We start from the raw sequence: 22,476 nt of genomic DNA on the forward strand, positions 1-22,476 counted from the left end.
CCGCCCCTACGCCCCCCCCACGCCCCCCCCGCACTCCGCCCCCGCCGCGCCCCCCCCCCCCCCCCCCCGCCCCCCCCCCCCCGCCCCCCCCCCCCCCGGCGGGGCGGCGTCTCCGCCGGCGTGGTCCGGAAAACGACGAAGGCCCAGATCCGTGGAACAACTCCACTGATCTGGGCCTCGGTTGCAAGTGCCCCCGGTAGGATTCGAACCTACGCACCCGCCTCCGGAGGGCGGTGCTCTATCCCCTGAGCTACGGGGGCCTGCTCTTGCCGTCGGGGCCTGCGCTCCGACGTGGAGAACACTACCAGGCTCCGGCCGTGGTCCGTGCACGGGTTTCGCACCGGGCCGGCCGGGCGCCCGCCGGGCGGAAGTCGGGAAAGGCCGGACGGGGCGGCCGCCCCGCCGATACCCTCGGTGAGGTGTCGGGAGAGTCCGGGCGGGTCCTCGTGGTGGACGACAGCGAGGTGATCCGCCAGCTGATCAGGGTCAACCTCGAACTCGAGGGTTTCGAGGTGGTGACCGCCGCCGACGGTGCCGAGTGCCTGGAGGTGGTCCGCCGGGTGCGGCCGGACGTGGTGACGCTGGACGTGGTGATGCCGCGTCTGGACGGCCTGCGGACGGCGGCCCGGCTGCGCGCGGCGCCCGGCACCAGCGGGCTGCCGATCGCGATCGTGAGCGCCTGCACCCCGGCGGACCTGGATCTGGGGGAGGCGGTGGGGGTGGACGGCTACCTCGGCAAGCCCTTCGACCCGGCGGACCTGGTGGCACTGGTGCGCCGCCTGATGACCCTGGGCGGGCGGCCCGGCGGGTTTCGCCCTGAGCGAACAGAGCGCACAGATCGAGGCTGACACCGCCGCCGGGGCGCCGCACGGGCGTCTCAACCGGCAAACCGAGTGGCGGGCGGGCACCCCGTCTCGCCTACGCTTGGCGTCGTGACCCCCGCAGAGCTTTCCCAGGCAATCCAGGCCGCAGTGAGCGCCGCCGTCGAGGCGGGCGAGCTGGCCGTCGCCGTGCCCGAGCACGTGACGGTCGAGCGGCCCAAGAACAGGGACCACGGCGACTACGCGACCAACGTGGCCCTCCAGCTCGCCAAGGCGGCCGGCAAGCCGCCGCGAGCCGTCGCCGAGGCGCTGGCCGACCGCCTGCGAGGGATCACCGGCGTCACCAAGGTCGACATCGCCGGTCCGGGCTTCCTGAACATCACCCTGGACACCGCCACCGCCGGTGCGCTCGCCCGCACCGTCGTCGAGGCCGGCGAGGCCTACGGGCGCAACGAGGCCCTCAAGGGCCTGAAGATCAACCTGGAGTTCGTCTCCGCCAACCCGACCGGCCCGATCCACATCGGCGGCGTCCGCTGGGCGGCCGTCGGCGACTCGCTCGCCCGCGTCCTGCGGGCCTCCGGCGCCGACGTCACCACCGAGTACTACCTCAACGACGCCGGCGTGCAGATCACCAAGTTCGCCGCCTCGCTGCAGGCCGCCGCGAACGGCCGGGAGGTGCCCGAGGGCGGGTACGTCGGCGAGTACATCGTCGACATCGCCAAGGCGATCACCGGCGCCGTCCCGGGCCTGCTCGACCTGCCCGAGGCCGAGCAGCTGCAGGTCTTCCGCACCGAGGGCCTCAAGCTCATGGTCGCCGAGATCAAGCGCTCGATGGACGAGTTCGGCACCCACTTCGACGTCTGGTTCTCGGAGAAGTCGCTGCACGACTCCGGCGCCGTCGAGAAGGCCATCACCCGGCTGCGCGAGCAGGGCCACGTCTTCGACCAGGACGGCGCGGTCTTCCTGCGCACCACCGACTTCGGCGACGACAAGGACCGCGTCCTGATCAAGGCCGACGGCGACACCACCTACTTCGCCGCCGACGCCGCCTACTACCTGTCCAAGCGCGACCGCGGCACCGACGTCGCGCTCTACATGCTGGGCGCCGACCACCACGGGTACGTCAACCGCCTCAAGGCCATCTCGGCCTGCGCGGGCGACGACATGAACCACAACATCGAGGTGAAGATCGGCCAGTTCGTGAAGATGCTTCGCGACGGCGAAGAGGTCCGCATGTCCAAGCGGGCCGGCAACATCATCACGATCGACGACGTCGTCGAGTGGATCGGCGTGGACGCCGCCCGCTACACGCTGGCGCGCTCCTCCACCGACTCGACGATCACGCTCGACATCAACCTCCTGACGAGCCAGACCAACGAGAACCCGGTTTTCTACGTCCAGTACGCCCACACCCGGATGTGCGGCGTGGCCCGCAAGGCCGCCGAGCTGGGCGTGGACAAGGGCCCGGCCGAGCAGTTCAAACCCGAGCTGCTCGCCACCGAGTGGGAGTCCGACGTCCTCGGCCACCTCGCCGAGTTCCCGCGCGTGCTGGCCACGGCCGGCGAGCTGCGCGAGCCGCACCGGGTCGCCGTGTACCTGGAGAAGCTCGCGAGCAAGTACCACCGCCTGTACGAGAACTGCATGTTCCTGCCCAAGGGCGACGAGGAGCTCAACGACACGCACCGGGCCCGCCTCTGGCTGGTCGAGGCGACGCGTACGGTGCTCGCCAACGGGCTCACGCTCCTGGGCGTGACGGCGCCCGAGCGGATGTAGGAACCACCCCCAAGCGCACAGCGGGGGCGGCTGACGGTCAACGGGGACCGTCGCCGCCCCTCGCCATAGGTCTCGAAGGACTGGGAAAGACACATGAGTCGTTCCGCACACCCCGCAGGCCCCCGGCACGGGGACGTGCTGCCCGAGGGCCACTACCAGGCCCCGCCGGCCGACCTGAACGCGCTCGACCCCAAGGTCTGGTCGCGCACCGTGGCCCGCGACGCCGAGGGCGTGGCCACCGTCGCCGGGATCGACGTCAAGACGCTGGCGGCCGAGTACGGCACCCCGGCCTACGTCATGGACGAAGAGGACTTCCGCACCCGGGCGCGCGCCTGGCGCGACGCCTTCGGCGCCGACGCGGACGTCTACTACGCCGGCAAGGCGTTCCTCTCCAAGGCGGTCGTGCGCTGGCTGCACGAGGAGGGCCTGAACCTCGACGTGTGCAGCGTCGGCGAGCTGGTCGTGGCGCTGGCCGCCGGGATGCCGGCCGAGCGGATCGCGCTGCACGGCAACAACAAGTCGGTGGACGAGCTGGAGCACGCCGTGAAGGCGGGCGTCGGCCACGTCGTCGTCGACTCCTACGAGGAGATCGAGCGGCTGGCCGCGATCGCCGCCCGGCACGGCGTCCGCCAGCCGGTGCTGATCCGGGTCACCGTCGGCGTCGAGGCGCACACCCACGAGTTCATCGCGACGGCGCACGAGGACCAGAAGTTCGGCCTGTCGCTGACCGGGGGAGCGGCCGCCGAGGCGGTGCGCCGGGTGCTCGGCCACCCGACGAGCCTGGAGCTGCGCGGCATCCACTCGCACATCGGCTCGCAGATCTTCGACATGGCCGGTTTCGAGGTGGCCGCCCGCCGGGTGGTCGGCCTGCTCGGGCAGGTCCGCGACGAGCACGGCGTCCAGCTGCCCGAGATCGACCTGGGCGGCGGCCTTGGCATCGCCTACACCAGCGACGACGACCCCCGCGAGCCGGCCGAGATCGCCGCCGCGCTGGCCGACATCGTCCGCCGCGAGTGCCGGGCGGCCGAGCTGGACGTGCCGCGGCTGAGCGTGGAGCCGGGCCGGGCGATCGTCGGCCCGACCGCGTTCACGCTGTACGAGGTCGGCACCGTCAAGCCGCTGGAGGGCCTGCGCACCTACGTCAGCGTGGACGGCGGCATGTCCGACAACATCCGCACCGCGCTGTACGACGCCGAGTACTCGGTGGCGCTCGTGTCGCGCACCAGCGACGCCGAGCCGATGCTGGTCCGGGTGGTCGGCAAGCACTGCGAGTCCGGCGACATCGTCGTGCGGGACGCCTTCCTGCCGGCCGACCTCGTCCCGGGCGACCTGCTCGCGGTGCCCGCCACCGGCGCGTACTGCCGCTCGATGGCGAGCAACTACAACCACGCCCTGAAGCCCCCCGTGGTGGCCGTCAAGGACGGTGCGGCGCGGGTGATCGTCCGGCGCGAGACGGAGGAGGATCTCCTGCGTCTGGATATCGGATGACGAAATTCTTGTCTCAGATCATGGAACGACCGTAGATCCGTGCGGAAAGTCCCCGAGACTGGTACGGACCGAAGTTCCCGGCGGCCCGAGAAAGCCGCCGGAATTACCGAAGCACGATGAATGCAGAGCGGAGTCGGATGATGCGTACGCGCCCGCTGAAGGTGGCGTTGCTGGGCTGTGGTGTGGTGGGCTCCGAGGTGGCGCGCATCATGACGACGACGGCCGACGACCTCGCCGCGCGCATCGGTGCCCCGGTCGAGCTCGCCGGCATCGCGGTCCGCCGGGCCGGCCGGGACCGCCCCGGCGTGCCCGCGCACCTGCTGACCACCGACGCCGAGGCCCTGATCAACCGCGGCGACATCGACGTGGTGATCGAGGTCGTGGGCGGCATCGAGCCGTCCAAACACCACATCCTGTCGGCGTTCAAGCAGGGCGCCTCGGTGGTCAGCGCCAACAAGGCGCTGCTCGCCCAGGACGGTGCCGAGCTGCACGCGGCCGCCGCGGCGGCCGGGGTGGACCTGTACTACGAGGCCGCGGTGGCGGGGGCGATCCCGCTGCTGCGCCCGCTGCGCGAGTCCCTCGCCGGCGACAAGGTGAACCGGGTGCTCGGCATCGTCAACGGCACCACCAACTTCATCCTCGACAAGATGGACACCACCGGCGCCGGCTACTCGGAGGCGCTGGAGGAGGCCACCGCGCTCGGCTACGCCGAGGCGGACCCGACCGCCGACGTCGAGGGCTTCGACGCCGCCGCGAAGGCCGCGATCCTGGCCGGGATCGCCTTCCACACCAAGGTGACCGCGGCGGACGTCTACCGCGAGGGCATCACCGAGGTGACCGCGGCCGACATCGCCTCGGCCAAGGCGATGGGCTGCGTCGTCAAGCTGCTCGCGATCTGCGAGCGGGCCGCCGACGGCGAGTCCGTCACCGCGCGCGTGCACCCGGCGATGATCCCGCTGTCGCACCCGCTGGCCTCCGTCCGCGAGGCGTACAACGCGGTGTTCGTCGAGGCCGAGGCGGCCGGGCGGCTGATGTTCTACGGCCCGGGCGCCGGCGGCTCGCCGACCGCCTCGGCGGTGCTCGGCGACCTGGTCGCGGTGTGCCGCAACAAGCTCAACGAGGCCACCGGCCCCGGTGACTCGGTGTACACGCAGCTGCCGGCCAAGCCGATGGACGAGGTCGTCACCCGCTACCACGTCAGCCTGGACGTGGACGACCGCGCCGGTGTGCTCGCCCAGGTGGCCTCCGTGTTCGCCGAGCACGGCGTCTCCATCGACACCGTGCGCCAGCAGGGCCGTGACGGCGACGCCTCGCTCGTCGTGGTCACCCACCGTGCCACCGACGCCGCCCTGTCGGCGACGGTCGACAAGCTCCGCGCGCTGGACAGCGTGCGGGACGTGGCCAGCATCATGCGGGTCGAAGGGGAGTAAGGAACTAGCCATGAACGCCGTTGCCGAGAACGTCGTCCGAGGCGCGCACACCCACCAGTGGCGCGGCCTGATCGAGGAGTACCGCGACCGCCTGCCGGTCACCGCGGCCACTCCGGTGGTCACCCTGCTCGAAGGCGGCACGCCGCTGGTCCCCGCCCAGGTGCTGTCCGAGCGCACGGGCTGCGAGGTCTACCTGAAGGTCGAGGGCGCCAACCCGACCGGCTCCTTCAAGGACCGCGGGATGACGATGGCCATCTCCAAGGCCAAGGAGGAGGGCGCGCAGGCCGTCATCTGCGCCTCCACCGGCAACACCTCGGCCTCCGCCGCCGCGTACGCGGTGCGGGCCGGGATGGTGTCGGCGGTGCTCGTCCCGCAGGGCAAGATCGCGCTGGGCAAGATGGGCCAGGCGCTGGTGCACGGCGCCAGGATCCTCCAGGTGGACGGGAACTTCGACGACTGCCTGACGCTCGCGCGCGAACTGTCCGAGAAGTACCCGGTGGCGCTGGTGAACTCGGTGAACCCGGTGCGCATCGAGGGCCAGAAGACGGCCGCCTTCGAGATCGTCGACATGCTCGGCGACGCCCCGGACATCCACGTCCTCCCGGTCGGCAACGCGGGCAACATCACCGCGTACTGGAAGGGTTACCGCGAATACGCCACCGACGGCCTGGCCTCCCGCACCCCGCGGATGTGGGGCTTCCAGGCCTCCGGCTCGGCCCCGATCGTGGACGGCGCGCCGGTGCTCAAGCCGCAGACCATCGCCACCGCGATCCGGATCGGCAACCCGGCCTCGTGGGACTTCGCGCTCGCCGCGCGGGACGAGTCGGGCGGCCTCATCGACAAGGTGACGGACCGTCAGATCCTGTCCGCCTACCGGCTGTTGGCCTCGCAGGAGGGCGTCTTCGTGGAGCCCGCCTCGGCCGCCTCGGTGGCCGGTCTGCTGGCCAAGGCGGAGGCCGGCCTGGTCGACCCGGGCCAGCGGATCGTCTGCACCGTGACCGGCAACGGCCTCAAGGACCCGGACTGGGCGGTGGCCGGTGCGCCGCAGCCGCAGATCGTCCCGATCGACCCGGAGGCGGCGGCCCGGCGCCTGGGCCTGCTCGACTGACCCGCCGGAACGGGCCCGCCGGACCCACCGGGCCCATCGGGCAAAAGGCCTGATGCCCCACCGGACCGCGACGGGCCGACCCTTTCGGGGGTCGGCCCGTCAAAGTTCTCGACTGACACTTTTGTGTCAATTCCGCTGCGCATTCCGAACCGATTCCGCCCCGCCCTTTGACCGGGTGGGGTGCGCATTCCGGCCAGAAGCGGCAACACACCAGATCGAAGGCCCACGGGGTGTACCACTGGGGAACCTCTCTTCGATACTCTGGGTCCGGCCGTGTGGCACATGCCCCGGGTCCGTCCCCCTCGCGGGCCGCACCGACGACTGTGACCGCCCGCCCCGGTACGGGGCCCGCGGCCCGCCTCCCCACCCCCGCACCGAGGCGCTCCGCGCCGCCGAATTCCCCAGGAGAGTCCACCGCATGGCCGGTCCCGCGTTCCGTGCCGCCGCCGTCCGGGTCCGGGTCCCCGCGACCAGCGCCAACCTCGGTCCGGGCTTCGACGCCTTCGGACTCGCGCTGGGCCTGTACGACGACGTCGTCGTCCGGGTCGCCGACTCCGGCCTGTCCGTCGACATCGCCGGCGAGGGCGCCGACTCGCTGGCCCGCGACGAGCGCCACCTCGTCGTCCGCTCGATGCGCGCCGCCTTCGACCGCCTCGGCGGCCAGCCGCGCGGCCTCGAAGTGGTCTGCGCCAACCGGATACCGCACGGCCGGGGCCTCGGCTCCTCGTCGGCGGCCATCTGCGCCGGCCTCGTGGCCGCCCGCGCCGTCACCATCGGCGGCCCGTCCGCGCTGGACGACGACGCGCTGCTGGACCTCGCCTCCGAGCTGGAGGGCCACCCCGACAACGTCGCGGCCTGCCTGCGCGGCAACTTCACCGTCGCCTGGACCGACGAGGAGTCGGCCAAGGCGGTCGTCCTGGAGCCGTCCGAGCGGGTCGTGCCGGTCGTCTTCGTGCCCGCCACCGAGGTGCTCACCAAGACCGCCCGCGGCCTGCTGCCCAAGACCGTCCCGCTCGGCGACGCCGCGGTGAACGCGGGCCGCGCCGCGCTCATGGTCGAGGCGCTGACCCGGCGCCCCGAGCTGCTGCTCGCCGCCACCGAGGACCGGCTGCACCAGGACTACCGCGCCTCCGCGATGCCCGAGAGCGCCGGACTGGTGGGCGCCCTGCGCGCGGAGGGCATCCCCGCCGTCATCTCCGGGGCCGGCCCGACCGTCCTCGCGCTCACCGACGAGGCGGGCGCCGACAAGGTGCTCTCCTTCGCCGGGCACCACGGCCACGGCGGCGACCCGGCGTTCGCCGCGCACCGCCTGGAGCTCGACCGCACCGGCGCCACGGTGCTCCCGCTGGACGCCTGAGCAGCACGTCCGGGCGGTCCGCCCGGGCCCGGCGGCGGCACGCCCGCAGCCGGGCCGTCCGGACACGATTGGCAAGCGCAAGGCTGGGGAATGTGTGAGGGGGTCGGTAGTGTTAACCTCATTGCTGCACCAGGTGCCCTCCGGGGCTCGGTGCGCCGCGTCCCGATCCCAGCACTCCGCTGCCGCGGAGTCCCGGCGATATTCGGGGCGACGATTCTCCGGGAGCCCACCGCAGCGCGTACGCAGCCTGCCTGCGCGACTTGCGGCCGCATCCCGAAGCCGTGACGGCACCTGACTCCCACCCGCGGCCTCCCACCTTGAGGCCAGGACGGGCGGAGCGCGGGCCACCGTCACGCGACGGGGGCCCGGGATTCGCAGGCAGCGTGGGGGTACGCCCTTCGGGGAGGTCGGCACACGGCCGGCCCACCGCGCCACTCGCACCACCGTGCTTCGTGCACCGCACCTCGCAGCTCTCCCTCGACGGGCTTCCGCCATTCGAGGGATCCCCGCCTCGGACCGACGCAGTCGAGCGTTGGTCAGGACAGCACAACCGGTCGCCGAGCCAGACAGGCCGACGTCCGCTCCAGGGAAGGACCCTTAGTGAGCGACACCACCGATCTGATGGGCGCGCGCCCGGACGCCGACGCGTCGGACGCCGCCGCCCCCGCTGCCCCGGCCCGGCGCCGCCGTTCGGCCGCCGCGGGCCTGGACGGGATGGTCCTGGCCGAGCTGCAGAAGCTCGCCGCGGACCTGGGCATCACCGGTACCGGACGCATGCGCAAGAGCCAGCTGATCGAGACCATCAAGGAGAAGAGCGGCGGCGACCCGCTGCTCGCCGCCGGTGGTGGCGCCCCGGCCGCCAAGCGCACCGCCGCCAAGGCGGACGCCGAGGCCCCGGCCGAGAAGCCGGCCCGCCGCACCAAGGCCGCCGCGGCCGCCGCCGCCCCGGCCGACGAGCCGCAGGCCCAGATCGAGATCCCGGTCCAGGCCGCCGCCGAGACCGCCGCGCCCGCCCGCGCCGAGCGCACCCGCCGCCGCGCCACCTCGGCCGCCGGCGCCCCGGTCGCCGAGACCGCCGCCGCCGAGCCGGCCGCCGTCGTCGTGGCCGAGCCGAAGCAGGCCGAGGCCCGCCCGGCCGAGACCCGCGCCTTCGAGGGCCGCGAGGAGGGCCGCACCGAGTCCCGCCGCGACCGCCGCGAGCGCCGCGACCGCCGCGACGCCGGCGAGCGCACCGACCGCCAGGAGGGCGGCGAGGTCCAGGCCGGCCAGGACGGCGAGAGCCGCGAGTCGCGCCGCGACCGCCGCAACCGCCGTGAGCGCGCCGACCGCCAGGGCCAGCAGGGCGGCGGCCAGCAGCAGGGCGCCCAGGGCGACGGCCAGGCCCGCCAGGGCGGCCAGCAGCAGACCCAGCAGCAGCCGCAGGCGCAGCAGGGCGGCTACGACGACGACGAGTTCGGCGACGGCCGTCGCGGCCGGGGGGGGGGGGGGGGGGCGCGCGCGGCGCGCGGGGGGCGGGCCCGCGCCGCGGGGGCTCAGGGCCGCCGCCCACGCCCGCACGGCCGGCAACCAGCACACCCCCCACCACCCCCAGGCGAACCGGGCCGGAAACGACGACCACGTTTTGGCCGACGGCCGTCGCGGCCGTCGCGGCCGCTACCGCGACCGCCGTGGCCGCGGCAGCCGCCGCGAGGGCTTCGAGACCGGCGCCCCCGAGCCGCAGATCGGCGAGGACGACGTCCTGATCCCGGTCGCGGGCATCCTGGACATCCTCGACAACTACGCGTTCGTGCGCACCTCCGGCTACCTGCCGGGCCAGAACGACGTCTACGTCTCGCTGGCGCAGGTCCGCAAGAACGGCCTGCGCAAGGGCGACGCCATCACCGGCGCCGTGCGCCAGCCGCGCGAGGGCGAGCGCCGCGAGAAGTTCAACGCCATGGTGCGCCTGGACTCCGTCAACGGCATGGACCCGGAGAGCGGCCGCGGCCGTCCCGAGTTCAACAAGCTCACCCCGCTGTACCCGCAGGAGCGGCTGCGCCTGGAGACCGACCCGGGCGTGCTGACCACCCGGATCATCGACCTCGTGTCGCCGATCGGCAAGGGCCAGCGCGGTCTGATCGTCGCGCCGCCGAAGACCGGCAAGACGATGGTGCTGCAGGCGGTCGCCAACGCGATCACCCACAACAACCCCGAGTGCCACCTGATGGTCGTCCTGGTCGACGAGCGTCCGGAAGAGGTCACCGACATGCAGCGGTCGGTGAAGGGCGAGGTCATCTCCTCGACCTTCGACCGCCCGGCGGAGGACCACACCACCGTCGCCGAGCTCGCGATCGAGCGCGCCAAGCGACTGGTGGAGCTCGGCCACGACGTGGTGATCCTGCTGGACTCGATCACCCGCCTCGGCCGCGCCTACAACCTGGCGGCGCCGGCCTCCGGCCGCATCCTGTCCGGTGGTGTCGACTCGACCGCGCTGTACCCGCCGAAGAAGTTCTTCGGTGCCGCGCGCAACATCGAGAACGGCGGCTCGCTGACCATCCTGGCCACCGCGCTGGTCGAGACCGGCTCGCGCATGGACGAGGTGATCTTCGAGGAGTTCAAGGGCACCGGCAACATGGAGCTCAAGCTCGACCGCAAGCTCTCGGACAAGCGCATCTTCCCGGCCGTCGACGTGGACGCCTCCAGCACCCGCAAGGAGGAGATCCTGCTCGGCAGCGAGGAGTTGGCCATCGTCTGGAAGCTGCGCCGGGTGCTGCACGCGCTCGACTCGCAGCAGGCGATCGAGCTCCTGCTGGACAAGATGAAGCAGACCAAGAGCAACGCCGAGTTCCTGATGCAGATCGCCAAGACGACCCCCGGGTCCGGCGACTGACCGCAGTCGCACGGCTCGGCCGTCACGGAACCCCGGATCGCGCGAGCGGTCCGGGGTTCCGGCGTTCCCGGGCCCGGCTCCGGCCCAGGATCCGGGCCGGTTGTTCCAGAGTCGGTACATCTCGACCACATTGGTGACTCTTGTCCGATTTACCCTGGAGCGTATGGCCGAGCACAAGAGCGTCCCGAGCAACCGCCGCAGAGTCCTGCGGGTGGTCGCCTGCGCGTCCGCCGCGATCGCCGTCCTCGGCGCCGGGGCCGCCGCGTGGGCCTACTTCACGCTCGACGGCAACATCAAGAGCGTCGACATCAACGCCCGGCTGGGCGACGCCCGGCCGCCGGCCGCCACCGACGGCTCGTTCAACATCCTCGTGCTGGGCTCCGACTCGCGGGCCGGCGCGAACGGCGGCCTGGCGGGCGGGGACACCGGTGACACCGCGCGCTCCGACACCGCGATGGTCGTGCACGTCAGCCAGGACCACTCGCGCGCCGAGGTCGTCTCGATCCCGCGCGACACCCTCGTCGACCGCCCCGACTGCACCGACGCGAGCGGCAAGCCCGTGCCGGCCCTCAAGCGCGCCATGTACAACAGCGCCTTCGAGGCCGGCGGCGCCGCCTGCGCGGTCAAGACCACCGAGCAGCTGACCGGGCTGCGGATGGACCACTACGTGCAGGTCGACTTCGCCGGGTTCGCCCGGGTCGTGGACGCGATAGGCGGGGCCACCGTGACCACCACGGTGGCCATCCACGACAAGGACAGCGGGCTCGACCTCCCGGCCGGCGAGCACCACCTCGACGGCCGGCAGGCGCTCGCCTTCGTCCGCACCCGGCACGGCGTCGGCGACGGCAGCGACCTCGGCCGGATCGAGCTGCAGAAGCAGATGGTGAAGTCGCTGCTCCGGCAGACCGGCGGGGCGGGCCTGCTCACCGACCCGGTCAAGCTGTGGTCGATCGGCGACACCGTCACGAAGAGCATCACCACCGACTCGGCGCTCGGGTCGGTGAACGCGCTGGTGGGCCTCGCCCAGGAGCTCAAGGGCATCGGCCCGGACCAGCTGAGCATGGTGACCCTGCCGGTGGTCGCCGCCCCCAGCGACCCCAACCGGGTGGTCGAGCAGCAGCCCCAGGCGAACCAGGTCTGGGCGGCGCTCAAGGCCGACCAGCCGATCCCGCAGGCGGTCGTCGCGGCCCAGCCCGAGAACCCCGCCCAGGCGGCTCCGACGGCCTCCCCGGCGGCCGCGGCGCGGCGCTGAGGGCGTCCGGAATAACCCGGGACACGACCCGGTTTGGGAAGATGCGGCCCGTCCTGGCAGACTGGACCGTCGGTCCCGGTTCACGTGCGGCATTCCAGCCGCCGACCCGGTGCCCTCCCGATACCTAGGAGAACCCCTTGAAGTCCAACGTTCACCCCGAGTACGTGGTCACCCGTGTGACCTGCACCTGCGGCGCCGAGTTCACGACCCGCTCGACCGAGACCAGCGGCGAGATCCGCGCCGAGGTCTGCTCGCAGTGCCACCCGTTCTACACCGGCAAGCAGAAGATCCTCGACACCGGTGGCCGCGTGGCCCGCTTCGAGGCCCGCTTCGGCAAGCAGCACAGCGCGAAGGCCTAGCGCTCCCTCGGCGCCGGTTCCCGGTGCCCCCGTACTCGTTCCGGGGGCGCTGGGGACCGGCGCCGTTCGCGTCCCACCACCCCATCCGATCCCCGGGAAGAAGGCCACCCCCATGTTCGAGGCAGTCGAAGAGCTCCTCGTCGAGCACGCCGACCTCGAGAAGAGGCTGGCCGACCCGTCCGTCCACGCCGACCAGGCCAACGCCCGCAAGCTGGCCAAGCGGTACGCCGAGCTGACCCCGATCACCCGGGTCTACCGGGAGTGGCGGCAGGCCGGCGAGGACATCGAGGCGGCGCGTGAACTCGCCGCCGAGGACCCGGAGTTCATCGCCGAGGTGAAGGACTCCGAGGCGCGCCGCGAGGAGCTCACGGAGGAGCTGCGGCTGCTGCTCGTCCCGCGCGACCCGAGCGACGACAAGGACGTCATCCTGGAGATCAAGGCGGGCGAGGGCGGCGAGGAGTCCGCGCTGTTCGCCGGCGACCTGCTCCGGATGTACCTGCGCTTCGCCGAGCGGACCGGCTGGAAGACCGAGATCATCGACTCCAACGAGTCGGACCTCGGCGGCTACAAGGACGTCTCGGTCGCGGTCAAGACCAAGGGCAACGCCGAGCCCGGCCAGGGCGTCTGGGCCCGGCTGAAGTACGAGGGCGGCGTGCACCGCGTGCAGCGCGTGCCGGCCACCGAGTCGCAGGGCCGCATCCACACCTCCGCGGCGGGCGTGCTGGTCACCCCCGAGGCGGAGGAGGTCGAGGTCGAGATCCACGCCAACGACCTGCGGATCGACGTCTACCGCTCGTCCGGCCCCGGCGGCCAGTCGGTCAACACCACCGACTCCGCGGTCCGGATCACCCACCTGCCGACCGGTATCGTGGCGTCCTGCCAGAACGAGAAGAGCCAGCTGCAGAACAAGGAGCAGGCGATGCGCATTCTGCGTTCGCGCCTGCTCGCCGCCGCGCAGGAGGAGGCCGAGCGGGAGGCCTCGGACGCGCGCCGCAGCCAGGTCCGCACGGTGGACCGCTCCGAGCGGATCCGCACGTACAACTACCCCGAGAACCGCATCTCGGACCACCGCACGGGCTTCAAGTCGTACAACCTGGACCAGGTCCTGGACGGCGAGCTGACCGCGGTGATCCAGTCCTGCGTCGACGCGGACGCGGCGGCCAAGCTCGCCGCGGCCCAACAGAACTGAGACCGGTGCGCCAGCGCCGGACAACCCCGCAGCCGGAGCGCAGAAACAAGAGGTCGTACGGATGAACCTGCTGCTCGCCGAGGTGGCTCAGGCCACCCAGCGGTTGGCCGCGGCCGGCGTGCCCTCGCCGCGCTTCGACGCGGAGGAACTCGCCGCCTACGTCCACAACGTCAAGCGCAGCCAGCTGCACACGGTGAAGGACGCCGACTTCGACGCCCGCTACTGGGAGGCCGTCTCCCGCCGCGAGGCGCGCGAGCCGCTCCAGCACATCACCGGGCGGGCGTTCTTCCGCTACCTGGAGCTGGAGGTCGGCCCCGGGGTGTTCGTGCCCCGGCCGGAGACCGAGAGCGTCGTCGAGTGGGCCATAGACGCCGTCCGCGACATGGACGTCGCCGAGCCGCTGGTCGTCGACCTGTGCTCCGGCTCGGGCGCCATCGCGCTCGCGCTCGCCCAGGAGCTGCCGCGCTCGACCGTGCACGCCTTCGAGCTCGACGAGGGCGCGCTGGAGTACACCCGGCGCAACATCGACGCCAGCCCGGACCGGGCCCGCATCACCCTGCACGCCGGCGACGCCACCAAGGCCTTCGCCGACGACCGCTCCTGGGACGGCCGCTTCGACCTGGTCATCTCCAACCCGCCGTACATCCCGCTCACCGAGTGGGAGTACGTCGCCCCCGAGGCCCGCGACCACGACCCGCAGATGTCGCTGTTCTCGGGCGAGGACGGCCTGGACACCATCCGCGGCATCGAGCGGGTGGCCGCCCGGCTGCTGCGCCCGGGCGGCGCGGTGGTGATCGAGCACGCCGACCAGCAGGGCGGCCAGGTGCCGTGGATCTTCAACGAGGAACGCGGCTGGACGGACACCGCCGACCACCGCGACCTGAACAACCGGCCGCGCTTCACAACCGCCCGAAGGGTGTCGTTGTGAACGATCGAGCACAGTACGACCGCCCGAAGGGTGTCGTTGTGAATCGGCGAGCACAGCACGACAGCCCGAAGGGCGTCGTCGTGACCCGCCGCGCGCAGCGCCGCGCCGTGAACGTCATGAGCCACTCCGGAAGGGGACCGCACCGATGAGCCGCCGCTACGACTGTGCCGATGCCGGGGACCGCACCACCGGTCTGCGGGAGGCCGCCTCCGCGATCCGCCGCGGCGAACTCGTCGTGCTGCCCACCGACACCCTGTACGGCGTCGGCGCCGACGCGTTCTCGCCGGAGGCCGTGGCCGCCCTGCTGGCCGCCAAGGGCCGGGGCCGCAACATGCCCTCGCCCGTCCTGGTCGGCTCCCCGACCACCCTGCACGGCCTGGTCACCGACTTCTCCGAGCAGGCCTGGGAGCTCGTCGACGCCTTCTGGCCCGGTGGCCTCACCCTGGTCGCCAAGCACCAGCCCTCGCTGCGCTGGGACCTCGGCGAGACCCGCGGCACCGTCGCCGTCCGGATGCCGCTGCACCCGGTCGCCATCGAGCTGCTGAACGCCACCGGACCGCTGGCCGTCTCCAGCGCCAACAAGACCGGCGGCCCGTCCCCGGCCACCTGCGACGAGGCGCAGGCGCAGCTCGGCGACGCCATCTCGGTCTACCTGGACGGCGGCCAGGCCGACCACGCGACCGCCTCGTCCATCGTCGACGTCACGGGCAAGGTCCCGGTCCTGCTGCGGGCGGGCGCGATCAGCGTCGAGCAGCTGAGGGAGGTCGTTCCCGACCTGGAGGCCGGAAGTTGACACCCACCGCCTCGCTCCACGCCGGTCCGGGCATAGCGCCGTACCTGAGCGTGGGACCCAGGCCGCTGGACCACTTCCGGATCCTGTACGTGTGCACCGGCAACATCTGCCGTTCGCCGATCGCCGAGCGGCTGACCCGGCGTGAGCTCGACACCCGGCTCAGCCCCCGAGTGGCGGGGCGGATCCTGGTGGAGAGCGCCGGCACCTGGGGCCACGTGGGCGCGCCGATGGAGGACCACGCCGCGACCGTGCTCGACGAGTACGGCGCCGACAGCGGCGGCTTCACCGGCCGGGAGCTGCTGGACGAGCACGTGGTCGAGGCCGACCTGGTGCTCACCGCGACCCTGGACCACCGCGCCCAGGTCATCTCGATGGGCCACGAGGCGGGGCTGCGGACCTTCACGCTGAAGGAGTTCACCCGGCTGGTGCGGACGATAGACCCGGGCACCCTGCCGGACCCGCGCCGCGGCGCGGACGTCACCGAGCGTGCCCGCGCGCTGGTCCGGGCCGCCGCCGCGCTGCGCGGCTGGCTGCTGGCCGCCACTCCGGAGTCCGACGAGGTGGACGACCCGTACGGGGCGCCGATCGGCATGTTCCGCAACTGCGGCGAGGAGATATTCCACGCGGTCGACCCGGTGGTCACCGCGCTCACCGGAGTGCCCGCGTACCCCTGAGCGCCCGCGTCCCGCAGGGCCCCGCGCGCGCCCGCCCGGGTGCACCCGGCCCGCGTCGGCGAGCCGCCCGGGGGGCCCGGTCCTACGCTGGAGGGACCGACCCCCGTAGCGCCCGGGAGCACCGCCATGACCGTCACCGACGCCGTGTCCGGCACCACCACGACGACGGGGCGCCCCTGGGCGTCCGAGGCGCTGCACCGGGCCGATCCCCAGCTGGCCGACCTGCTGGCCGCGGAGGCCGAGCGGCGGGCCGAGACGGTCCAGCTGCTGGCGGGGGAGAACCTGACCTCACCGGCCGTCCTGGCGGCCCTGGGCGGCCCGCTGATCGACAAGTACGCCGAGGGGTACCCCGGACGCCGCCACCACACCGGCTGCGCCCTCGCGGACGCCGCGGAGCTCCTCGCGATCGACCGGGCGCGCGAGCTGTTCGCCGCGCCCCACGCCAACGTCCAGCCCCGCTCGGCGACTTCGGCGATGCTGGCGGCGTACGCGGCGCTGCTGCGGCCCGGCGACGGCGTCCTGGCGATGTCGCTGGAGCACGGCGGACACCTCAGCTGCGGCTCGCGGGCGAACTTCTCCGGCCGGTGGTTCACCTTCACCGGCTACGGCGTGCGCGAGGACGACGGGCTGATCGACCTCGACCAGGTGCGCGAACTCGCCCGCCGGGTGCGGCCGAAGGCCATCGTGGCGGGCTCGATCTCGCACCCCAGACACCCGGACTGGGCCGGGTTCCGGGAGATCGCCGACGAGGTGGACGCGTACCTCATCGCCTCCGCCGCGCAGACCACCGGCCTGATCGCGGCCGGTGCGGCGCCCTCCCCGGTGCCGTACGCGGACGTCACGGTGGCGGCCACCCACAAGCTGCTGCGCGGCCCGCGCGGCGGCCTGCTGCTGTCCACCGCGGAGCTGGCCGAGCGGATCGACCGGGCGGTGTTCCCGTTCAGCCAGGGCGGCGCGGCGATGAACGAGGTGGCCGGCAAGGCCGTGGCGCTCGCGGAGGCCGCGACGCCCGCCTACCGGGAGTACGCGCGGCGGGCGGTCGCCGGGGCGCGCGTACTCGCCGAGGGGCTCGCGCAGGCCGGTATGCGCCCGTTGACCGGTGGGACCGACACCCACCTCGTGACGGCCGACGTGCGCCCGCTCGGCGTCACCGGGGCCGAGGCGGAGCGGCGCTGCGCGGCGGCCGGGCTGCTGCTCGGCAAGAGCGCCCTGCCGTACGACCCCGCGCCGCCCTCCGAGGCCTCCGGGATCCGGCTCGGCACCGGCACGGTGACCACGCAGGGGATGGGGGAGCGGGAGCTCGCGGAGATCGCCGGGCTGATCGGCCGACTGCTGGCCGGGGACGAGGTCGCGGCGGTCGGCGCGCGGGTGCGGGAACTGGCCCTGTCCTTCGCGGACCGCGGGTGAACGAGCGCGGCGGCGTATCCGGTTCTCCTACCCGGTAGGGCGAACCGCGATGCGCGTCCCCGGCGTCCGACTCAATAAGGTGTGTGCCGTGGCGACGCACCTCGAACCCCGGACAGGCGCGGGAGTACCTTGGGTACCTTCCCGCAGGACAGTGACGCAGGAGGCCAGTGGTGCGTGAGTATCTGCTGGTCCTGTTCACCACCGCGGCCGTCACCTACCTGCTGACCGGCCCGGTCCGGAAGTTCGCGATCGCGGCCGGCGCCATGCCGCCGGTCCGGGCCCGGGACGTGCACCGCGAGCCCACCCCGCGGCTCGGCGGCATCGCGATGTTCGGCGGACTGTGCGCGGGCATCCTGGTCGCCTCCCAACTCGACAACCTGAGCAAGGTGTTCACCCAGGGCACCGACATCCGCGCGCTGCTCTCCGGCGCCGGGATCATGTGGCTGCTCGGCGTGCTCGACGACAAGTGGGGCGTGGACGCGCTGGTCAAGCTCGGCGGCCAGATGATCGCCGCCGGTGTGATGGTCTGGCAGGGGGTCACGGTGATCACCCTGCCGGTGCCCGGTGTCGGCGCGGTCGCCGTCAGTCCCACCCAGGGCATGGTCATCTCGGTGACGCTGGTCGTCGTCATGGTCAACGCGGTGAACTTCATCGACGGCCTGGACGGCCTGGCCGGCGGCATGGTCTGCATCGCCGCGATGGCGTTCTTCCTGTACTCCTACCGGCTCTGGTACGGCTACGCGATCACCGACGCCGCCCCCGCCGTGCTGTTCAGCGTGCTGCTGATCGGCATGTGCCTGGGCTTCCTGGCGCACAACATGCACCCCGCGCGGATCTTCATGGGCGACTCCGGCTCGATGATGCTGGGCCTGATGCTGGCCGTCGCCGCGATCTCGATCACCGGCCGGGTCGACCCGGACCTGATCAACAACGAGACCGGGTCGCAGACCGCCACCGTCCACGCCCTCGTGCCGATCTACATCCCGCTGCTGCTGCCGCTGACCGTCATCGCGCTGCCGCTGGCCGACCTGCTGCTCGCCGTCGTCCGCCGCACCTGGGCGGGCCAGTCGCCGTTCGCCGCGGACAAGCGCCACCTGCACCACCGGCTGCTCCAGGTCGGGCACTCGCACAGCCGGGCCGTGCTGATCATGTACTTCTGGGCGGCGCTGATCGCCTTCGGCACGGTGGCCTTCTCGGTCACCAACACCGGCCGCACGGTGGTGCTGACGCTCGCCGGGCTCTGCCTGGTCGGTCTGGTCGTGCTCCTGACGCCGCGGTTCCGGCCGCGCGCCCCGCGCGCGGTGCAGGCCTTCGTGCCGCCGCGCTACCGCCGGCAGCCCTCCGGTCCGATGGCTGAACTGTCGGCCAAGGACAAGCAACTTCTGGGTGAAGCCGGCGAGGGCTCCTCGGCGTCCTCCGAACCCCACGGTCGGACCACCGGGCGGCGCTAGCAAGGAATTTGACGCTCCGCCAGATGGGTTCACCCGATCGGCGGCACTCTTGCTCCGCCAGTGTGACAGGAGCCACACATTCATGGTAAAGCTCTCATCAAATAGTTTGTGATACCGTTCACGAGTACCGAGAACACGCCGAAAGACCTGACAGGTGGAGGACTTCCGTCCCTGGTCGGTCTCCCTCGACGGGCCCGCCGCTCCAGCGGGCGGCCCGGCGGCGGCCCCTCGGTCCGGTGCCACCCCACCGAGTGTTCTGCCCCGTCCCCGTAACACCGACATGCCGCCGGAGCTGCCGACATGCCGTCCAACGACGCCCGGATCCTCCGAGGCGCCGCGATTCCCACTGCGGTCGCCGGGATCATCGCCATGGCGATCTCGTTCCCCGTCGCCGGTGGGAAGGCTCTGCTCGGCGCCCTCTTCGGCGCGCTGCTCGTGATGGCCTTCTTCAGCTTCGGCCAGGTCGCGCTCGACCGGCTGACCAGGTCGAACCCGCACATCATGATGGCCGCCGCGCTGCTCGTGTACACCACGCAGATCCTGCTGGTCGGCATCGTGCTCGCGGTCTTCAAGAACACCGAGCTCTTCAACCGGCAGGCGTTCGCCTTCACCCTGCTGGGCTGCGCCCTCGTCTGGACGGGCTTCCAGGTGCGCGGCGCACTCAAGGCCAAGACCTTCTACGTCGTCCCCGACGCCTCCGAAAAGAAGGACGACAAGTCCTCCGGCTCGGGACGTCAACAGTGACGAGGCCCGACTGTCCCCCCAACGAGGGGGGCGGTGTTTATGCGCCACTGACGGGCTGCTATCGTCCGTCGCAACAACGGAGTACGGGAAGAGGCCAGGTCTGTCCGGACATTGGACGGATCGCCCCCCGGATCCGCGCAGTCTTCGATGATCCCGCAGTGGTGCAGCGCACCGCCGCGCAGGATCCGCGAGAAACCCATCAAGTTCCAGTGCCGCTCCGTGGCCGCAGGCCGCGCCGACACACCGAGGTTGCCGTAACCATGCGTCACGACGAAGGAGTCCGTGGTGAGTGCTGAACTCCCCCTCGCCAGCAGTTGCCACTTCGGGGACGCTGGCTGTGGCTTCCCGGCGCCGGGTCTGAACGAGTTCTCGTTCAAGCCGATCTTCACGATCGGCGGCGTCGACTTCAACAAGCCGATGCTGCTGTCGATGATCGTCGCCGTGCTGGTGGTCGTCTTCTTCTGGGCCGCCTTCGCCAAGCCGCGCCTCGTCCCGGGCAAGCTGCAGCTGGTCGGTGAGATCGGCTACGACTTCGTCAAGCGCTCCATCGTGCTGGAGACGATCGGCAAGAAGGGCGAGAAGTACGTCCCGATGCTCGTCTCGATGTTCTTCTTCATCTGGCTGATGAACATCATGTCGATCATCCCCTTCGCGCAGTTCCCCGTCTCGGCGGCGATCGCGTTCCCGGCCGGCCTTGCGGCGGTCGTGTGGATCACCTACATGACGCTGACCTTCAAGAAGCACGGCTTCGTCGGCGGTCTGAAGAACCTCTGCTGGCCGTCGGGCATCCCCGGCTGGGTCATGTTCATCCTGGTGCCGATCGAGTTCTTCTCGAACATCTTCGTGCGCCCCTTCACGCTCGCGGTCCGAGCCTTCGCGAACATGTTCGCCGGCCACCTGCTGATCGTGATGTTCTCCATCGCCTCCTGGTACCTGCTCAGCCCGACCCTGGGCGCGCTGTACGGCTCGGCCTCCTTCATCGTGGCCGTCGCGCTGACCGCCTTCGAGCTGCTGGTCCAGTTCCTGCAGGCCTACATCTTCGTGATGCTGGCCAGCAGCTACATCGCCGGTGCCCTGGAAGAGGCGCACTGAGCCCCGGGGCTCCGGCCCCGCCCCGAACCACACCTCCCGGATCGCCCGGTGGCCAATCACCACCGGATCACCACCCCTGCAAAGGACAACGTCAATGAGCATCCTCGCTGAGGGCAACGTCTACGGTTCCGTCGCCTCCATCGGCTACGGCCTCGCCGCGATCGGCCCCGGCATCGGCGTCGGTCTGATCTTCGGCAACGGTGTCCAGGCCATGGCCCGTCAGCCCGAGGCTGCCGGTCTCATCCGTTCCAACATGTTCATCGGCTTCGCGCTGACCGAGGCGCTCGCCCTCATCGGCATCGTCATGCCGTTCGTCTTCGGCAACAAGTAATCCGCCGTAGACCCTTTCTGAGGAAGGTCCAGATATGAGCCCCGTGCTTTCGCTCGCGGCCGAGGAGAAGATGAACCCTCTCCTCCCCGCGTGGCCCGAGGTGATCATCGGCCTGCTCTGCTTCTTCATCGTCTTCGGTCTGCTCGGCAAGAAGCTCCTCCCCAGCATCGAGAAGGTGCTGTCGGAGCGCCGGGACGCCATCGAGGGCGGCATGGAGCGCGCCGAGGCCGCTCAGGCCGAGGCCCAGGCCCTGCTTGAGCAGTACCGCGCCGAGCTCGCCGAGGCGCGTCACGAGGCTGCCCGCATCGTCGAGCAGGCTCGCGAGCAGGGCGCTGCCCAGCTCGCCGAGATGCGCGAGGAGGGCCAGCGTCAGCGCGAGGCCATCGTCGCCGCCGGTCACGCGCAGATCGAGGCCGACAAGAAGCAGGCGACTGCCGCCCTGCGCCAGGACGTGGGTTCGCTGGCCTCCCAGCTGGCCTCCCGCATCGTGGGTGAGTCCCTCGAGGACCACGCCCGGCAGAGCGGCGTCATCGACCGCTTCCTGGACGAGCTGGAGGCCAAGGCCGCCGTTGCTCAGGGTGCGGCCAAGTGATCGGCGCAAGCCGTGAGGCCCTCGCCGCCGGGCGGCAGAACCTGGAGAGCCTGACCGACTCCACCTCGGTGGACGCGGTCAAGCTCGCCGAGGAGCTCACCGCCGTCACGGTCCTGCTGGACCGTGAGGTGTCGCTGCGCCGCGTCCTGACCGACCCGTCCCGGTCGGGCCAGGACAAGGCCCAGCTGGTCTCCTCGCTGCTGACCGGTCAGGTCTCCGGCGAGACCGCCGACCTGGTGGCCGGCCTGGTCCGCTCGCGCTGGTCCGGTTCGCGCGACCTGGTCGACGCGACCGAGCAGCTCGCCGCGTACGCCGAGGTCATCGCCGCCGACAAGGCGGGCGCGCTGGACGACGTCGAGGACGAGCTGTTCCGCTTCGGCCGCGTCGTGGCCGGCTCGCACGAGCTGCGCGCCGCGCTGACCGAGCCGAAGGCCGGCACCGCCGCCAAGGCGGAGCTGATCGAGAAGCTGCTCGGCGGCCGCGCCAACGCGGGCACCGTCCGGCTGGTCACCGCCCTCGTGAACGCGCCGCGTGGCCGTAGCCTGGAGCAGGGCCTGGAGTCCTACTCGAAGCTCGCCGCCGCGCGTCGCGGCCGGGTGGTGGCCCTGGTCACCACCGCGGTGCCGCTGTCGGACGCACAGAAGGAGCGCCTGTCCGGTGCTCTGGGCCGGATGTACGGCCGCCAGGTCCACCTGAACATCGACGTCGACCCGGAGGTCGTCGGCGGGGTCCGGGTGCAGATCGGCGCCGAGATCATCGAGGGCACCGTGTCGAGCCGCCTCGAAGGCGCTCGCCAGTCGCTCGAAGGCTGAGTACCGAAG

Annotated in this window: 18 protein-coding genes, 1 tRNA gene and 2 pseudogenes; 20 read left to right on the forward strand and 1 reads right to left on the reverse strand. The window is 72.0% G+C overall.

The features are described from left to right. Positions 1–188: 188 nt before the first annotated feature. Positions 189–260: transfer RNA gene (locus tag ACFV4G_RS14530), tRNA-Arg, on the reverse strand. Positions 261–431: 171 nt separating this feature from the next. On the opposite strand from ACFV4G_RS14530, the pseudogene ACFV4G_RS14535 reads away from it, so the two are divergent. From ACFV4G_RS14535 to ACFV4G_RS14630, 20 genes and pseudogenes are all read left to right on the forward strand, one after another. After that, positions 432–848 (forward strand): annotated as a pseudogene (locus tag ACFV4G_RS14535) (response regulator); the annotation flags it as partial. A gap of 84 nt (positions 849–932) precedes the next feature. Continuing rightward, entirely contained in the window at positions 933–2,594 is a 1,662-nt protein-coding gene (gene argS / locus ACFV4G_RS14540; RefSeq protein WP_380440092.1) for an arginine--tRNA ligase, read from the forward strand. Positions 2,595–2,687: 93 nt separating this feature from the next. Further along, the gene (gene lysA, locus ACFV4G_RS14545) at positions 2,688–4,082 is read left to right on the forward strand and encodes a diaminopimelate decarboxylase (RefSeq protein WP_380440094.1); all 1,395 of its coding nucleotides are present in this window, start codon (positions 2,688–2,690) and stop codon (positions 4,080–4,082) included. Positions 4,083–4,219: 137 nt separating this feature from the next. Further along, a complete protein-coding gene (locus tag ACFV4G_RS14550; protein WP_380440096.1) occupies positions 4,220–5,512 on the forward strand; it encodes a homoserine dehydrogenase in 1,293 nt (430 codons plus the stop codon). A 10-nt stretch (positions 5,513–5,522) separates the two neighbouring features. After that, positions 5,523–6,620 (forward strand): threonine synthase, encoded by a 1,098-nt coding sequence (gene thrC / locus ACFV4G_RS14555; RefSeq protein WP_380440098.1) that lies wholly within the window; start codon positions 5,523–5,525, stop codon positions 6,618–6,620. 418 nt (positions 6,621–7,038) lie between these two features. Further along, positions 7,039–7,977 carry a homoserine kinase gene (gene thrB / locus ACFV4G_RS14560; RefSeq protein WP_329927985.1) on the forward strand — a complete coding sequence of 313 codons (939 nt, stop codon included), beginning with the start codon at positions 7,039–7,041 and terminating at the stop codon, positions 7,975–7,977. Positions 7,978–8,598: 621 nt separating this feature from the next. Then, positions 8,599–10,843 (forward strand): annotated as a pseudogene (rho, locus tag ACFV4G_RS14565) (transcription termination factor Rho). A 163-nt stretch (positions 10,844–11,006) separates the two neighbouring features. Beyond that, positions 11,007–12,095, forward strand: coding sequence for an LCP family protein (locus ACFV4G_RS14570; protein WP_380440100.1), 1,089 nt, complete (start codon positions 11,007–11,009; stop codon positions 12,093–12,095). 137 nt (positions 12,096–12,232) lie between these two features. Further along, a complete protein-coding gene (gene rpmE / locus ACFV4G_RS14575) occupies positions 12,233–12,454 on the forward strand; it encodes a 50S ribosomal protein L31 (RefSeq protein WP_030235761.1) in 222 nt (73 codons plus the stop codon). Positions 12,455–12,566: 112 nt separating this feature from the next. Next, positions 12,567–13,643, forward strand: coding sequence for a peptide chain release factor 1 (prfA, locus tag ACFV4G_RS14580; RefSeq protein ID WP_380440102.1), 1,077 nt, complete (start codon positions 12,567–12,569; stop codon positions 13,641–13,643). 61 nt (positions 13,644–13,704) lie between these two features. Further along, positions 13,705–14,571 carry a peptide chain release factor N(5)-glutamine methyltransferase gene (prmC, locus tag ACFV4G_RS14585; protein WP_380440104.1) on the forward strand — a complete coding sequence of 289 codons (867 nt, stop codon included), beginning with the start codon at positions 13,705–13,707 and terminating at the stop codon, positions 14,569–14,571. Positions 14,572–14,716: 145 nt separating this feature from the next. After that, positions 14,717–15,364, forward strand: a complete 648-nt coding sequence (locus ACFV4G_RS14590) for an L-threonylcarbamoyladenylate synthase (protein ID WP_380440106.1) — start codon at positions 14,717–14,719, stop codon at positions 15,362–15,364. A 32-nt stretch (positions 15,365–15,396) separates the two neighbouring features. Continuing rightward, positions 15,397–16,038 (forward strand): protein-tyrosine-phosphatase, encoded by a 642-nt coding sequence (locus ACFV4G_RS14595; protein ID WP_380440187.1) that lies wholly within the window; start codon positions 15,397–15,399, stop codon positions 16,036–16,038. Positions 16,039–16,164: 126 nt separating this feature from the next. After that, positions 16,165–17,445: a serine hydroxymethyltransferase gene (gene glyA, locus ACFV4G_RS14600; protein WP_380440108.1), complete on the forward strand. Its 1,281-nt coding sequence runs from the start codon at positions 16,165–16,167 to the stop codon at positions 17,443–17,445. Between the two features lie 170 nt (positions 17,446–17,615). Continuing rightward, entirely contained in the window at positions 17,616–18,896 is a 1,281-nt protein-coding gene (locus ACFV4G_RS14605) for an MraY family glycosyltransferase (protein ID WP_380440110.1), read from the forward strand. 300 nt (positions 18,897–19,196) lie between these two features. Next, entirely contained in the window at positions 19,197–19,640 is a 444-nt protein-coding gene (locus ACFV4G_RS14610) for a hypothetical protein (RefSeq protein WP_380440112.1), read from the forward strand. Between the two features lie 285 nt (positions 19,641–19,925). After that, complete coding sequence (gene atpB / locus ACFV4G_RS14615; protein ID WP_380440114.1) at positions 19,926–20,732, forward strand: F0F1 ATP synthase subunit A; 807 nt, start codon at positions 19,926–19,928, stop codon at positions 20,730–20,732. Between the two features lie 94 nt (positions 20,733–20,826). Continuing rightward, complete coding sequence (gene atpE, locus ACFV4G_RS14620; RefSeq protein WP_350879602.1) at positions 20,827–21,063, forward strand: ATP synthase F0 subunit C; 237 nt, start codon at positions 20,827–20,829, stop codon at positions 21,061–21,063. Between the two features lie 34 nt (positions 21,064–21,097). Next, on the forward strand, positions 21,098–21,655 hold the full coding sequence (locus ACFV4G_RS14625) for a F0F1 ATP synthase subunit B (RefSeq protein ID WP_380440116.1): 558 nt from the start codon (positions 21,098–21,100) through the stop codon (positions 21,653–21,655). Further along, entirely contained in the window at positions 21,652–22,467 is an 816-nt protein-coding gene (locus tag ACFV4G_RS14630; RefSeq protein ID WP_380440118.1) for a F0F1 ATP synthase subunit delta, read from the forward strand. Before ACFV4G_RS14625 ends, ACFV4G_RS14630 begins: the two co-directional genes overlap by 4 nt. The last annotated feature ends 9 nt before the right edge of the window (positions 22,468–22,476 follow it).

The organism is Kitasatospora sp. NPDC059747 (genome assembly GCF_042732955.1).
Classification (GTDB): domain Bacteria; phylum Actinomycetota; class Actinomycetes; order Streptomycetales; family Streptomycetaceae; genus Kitasatospora.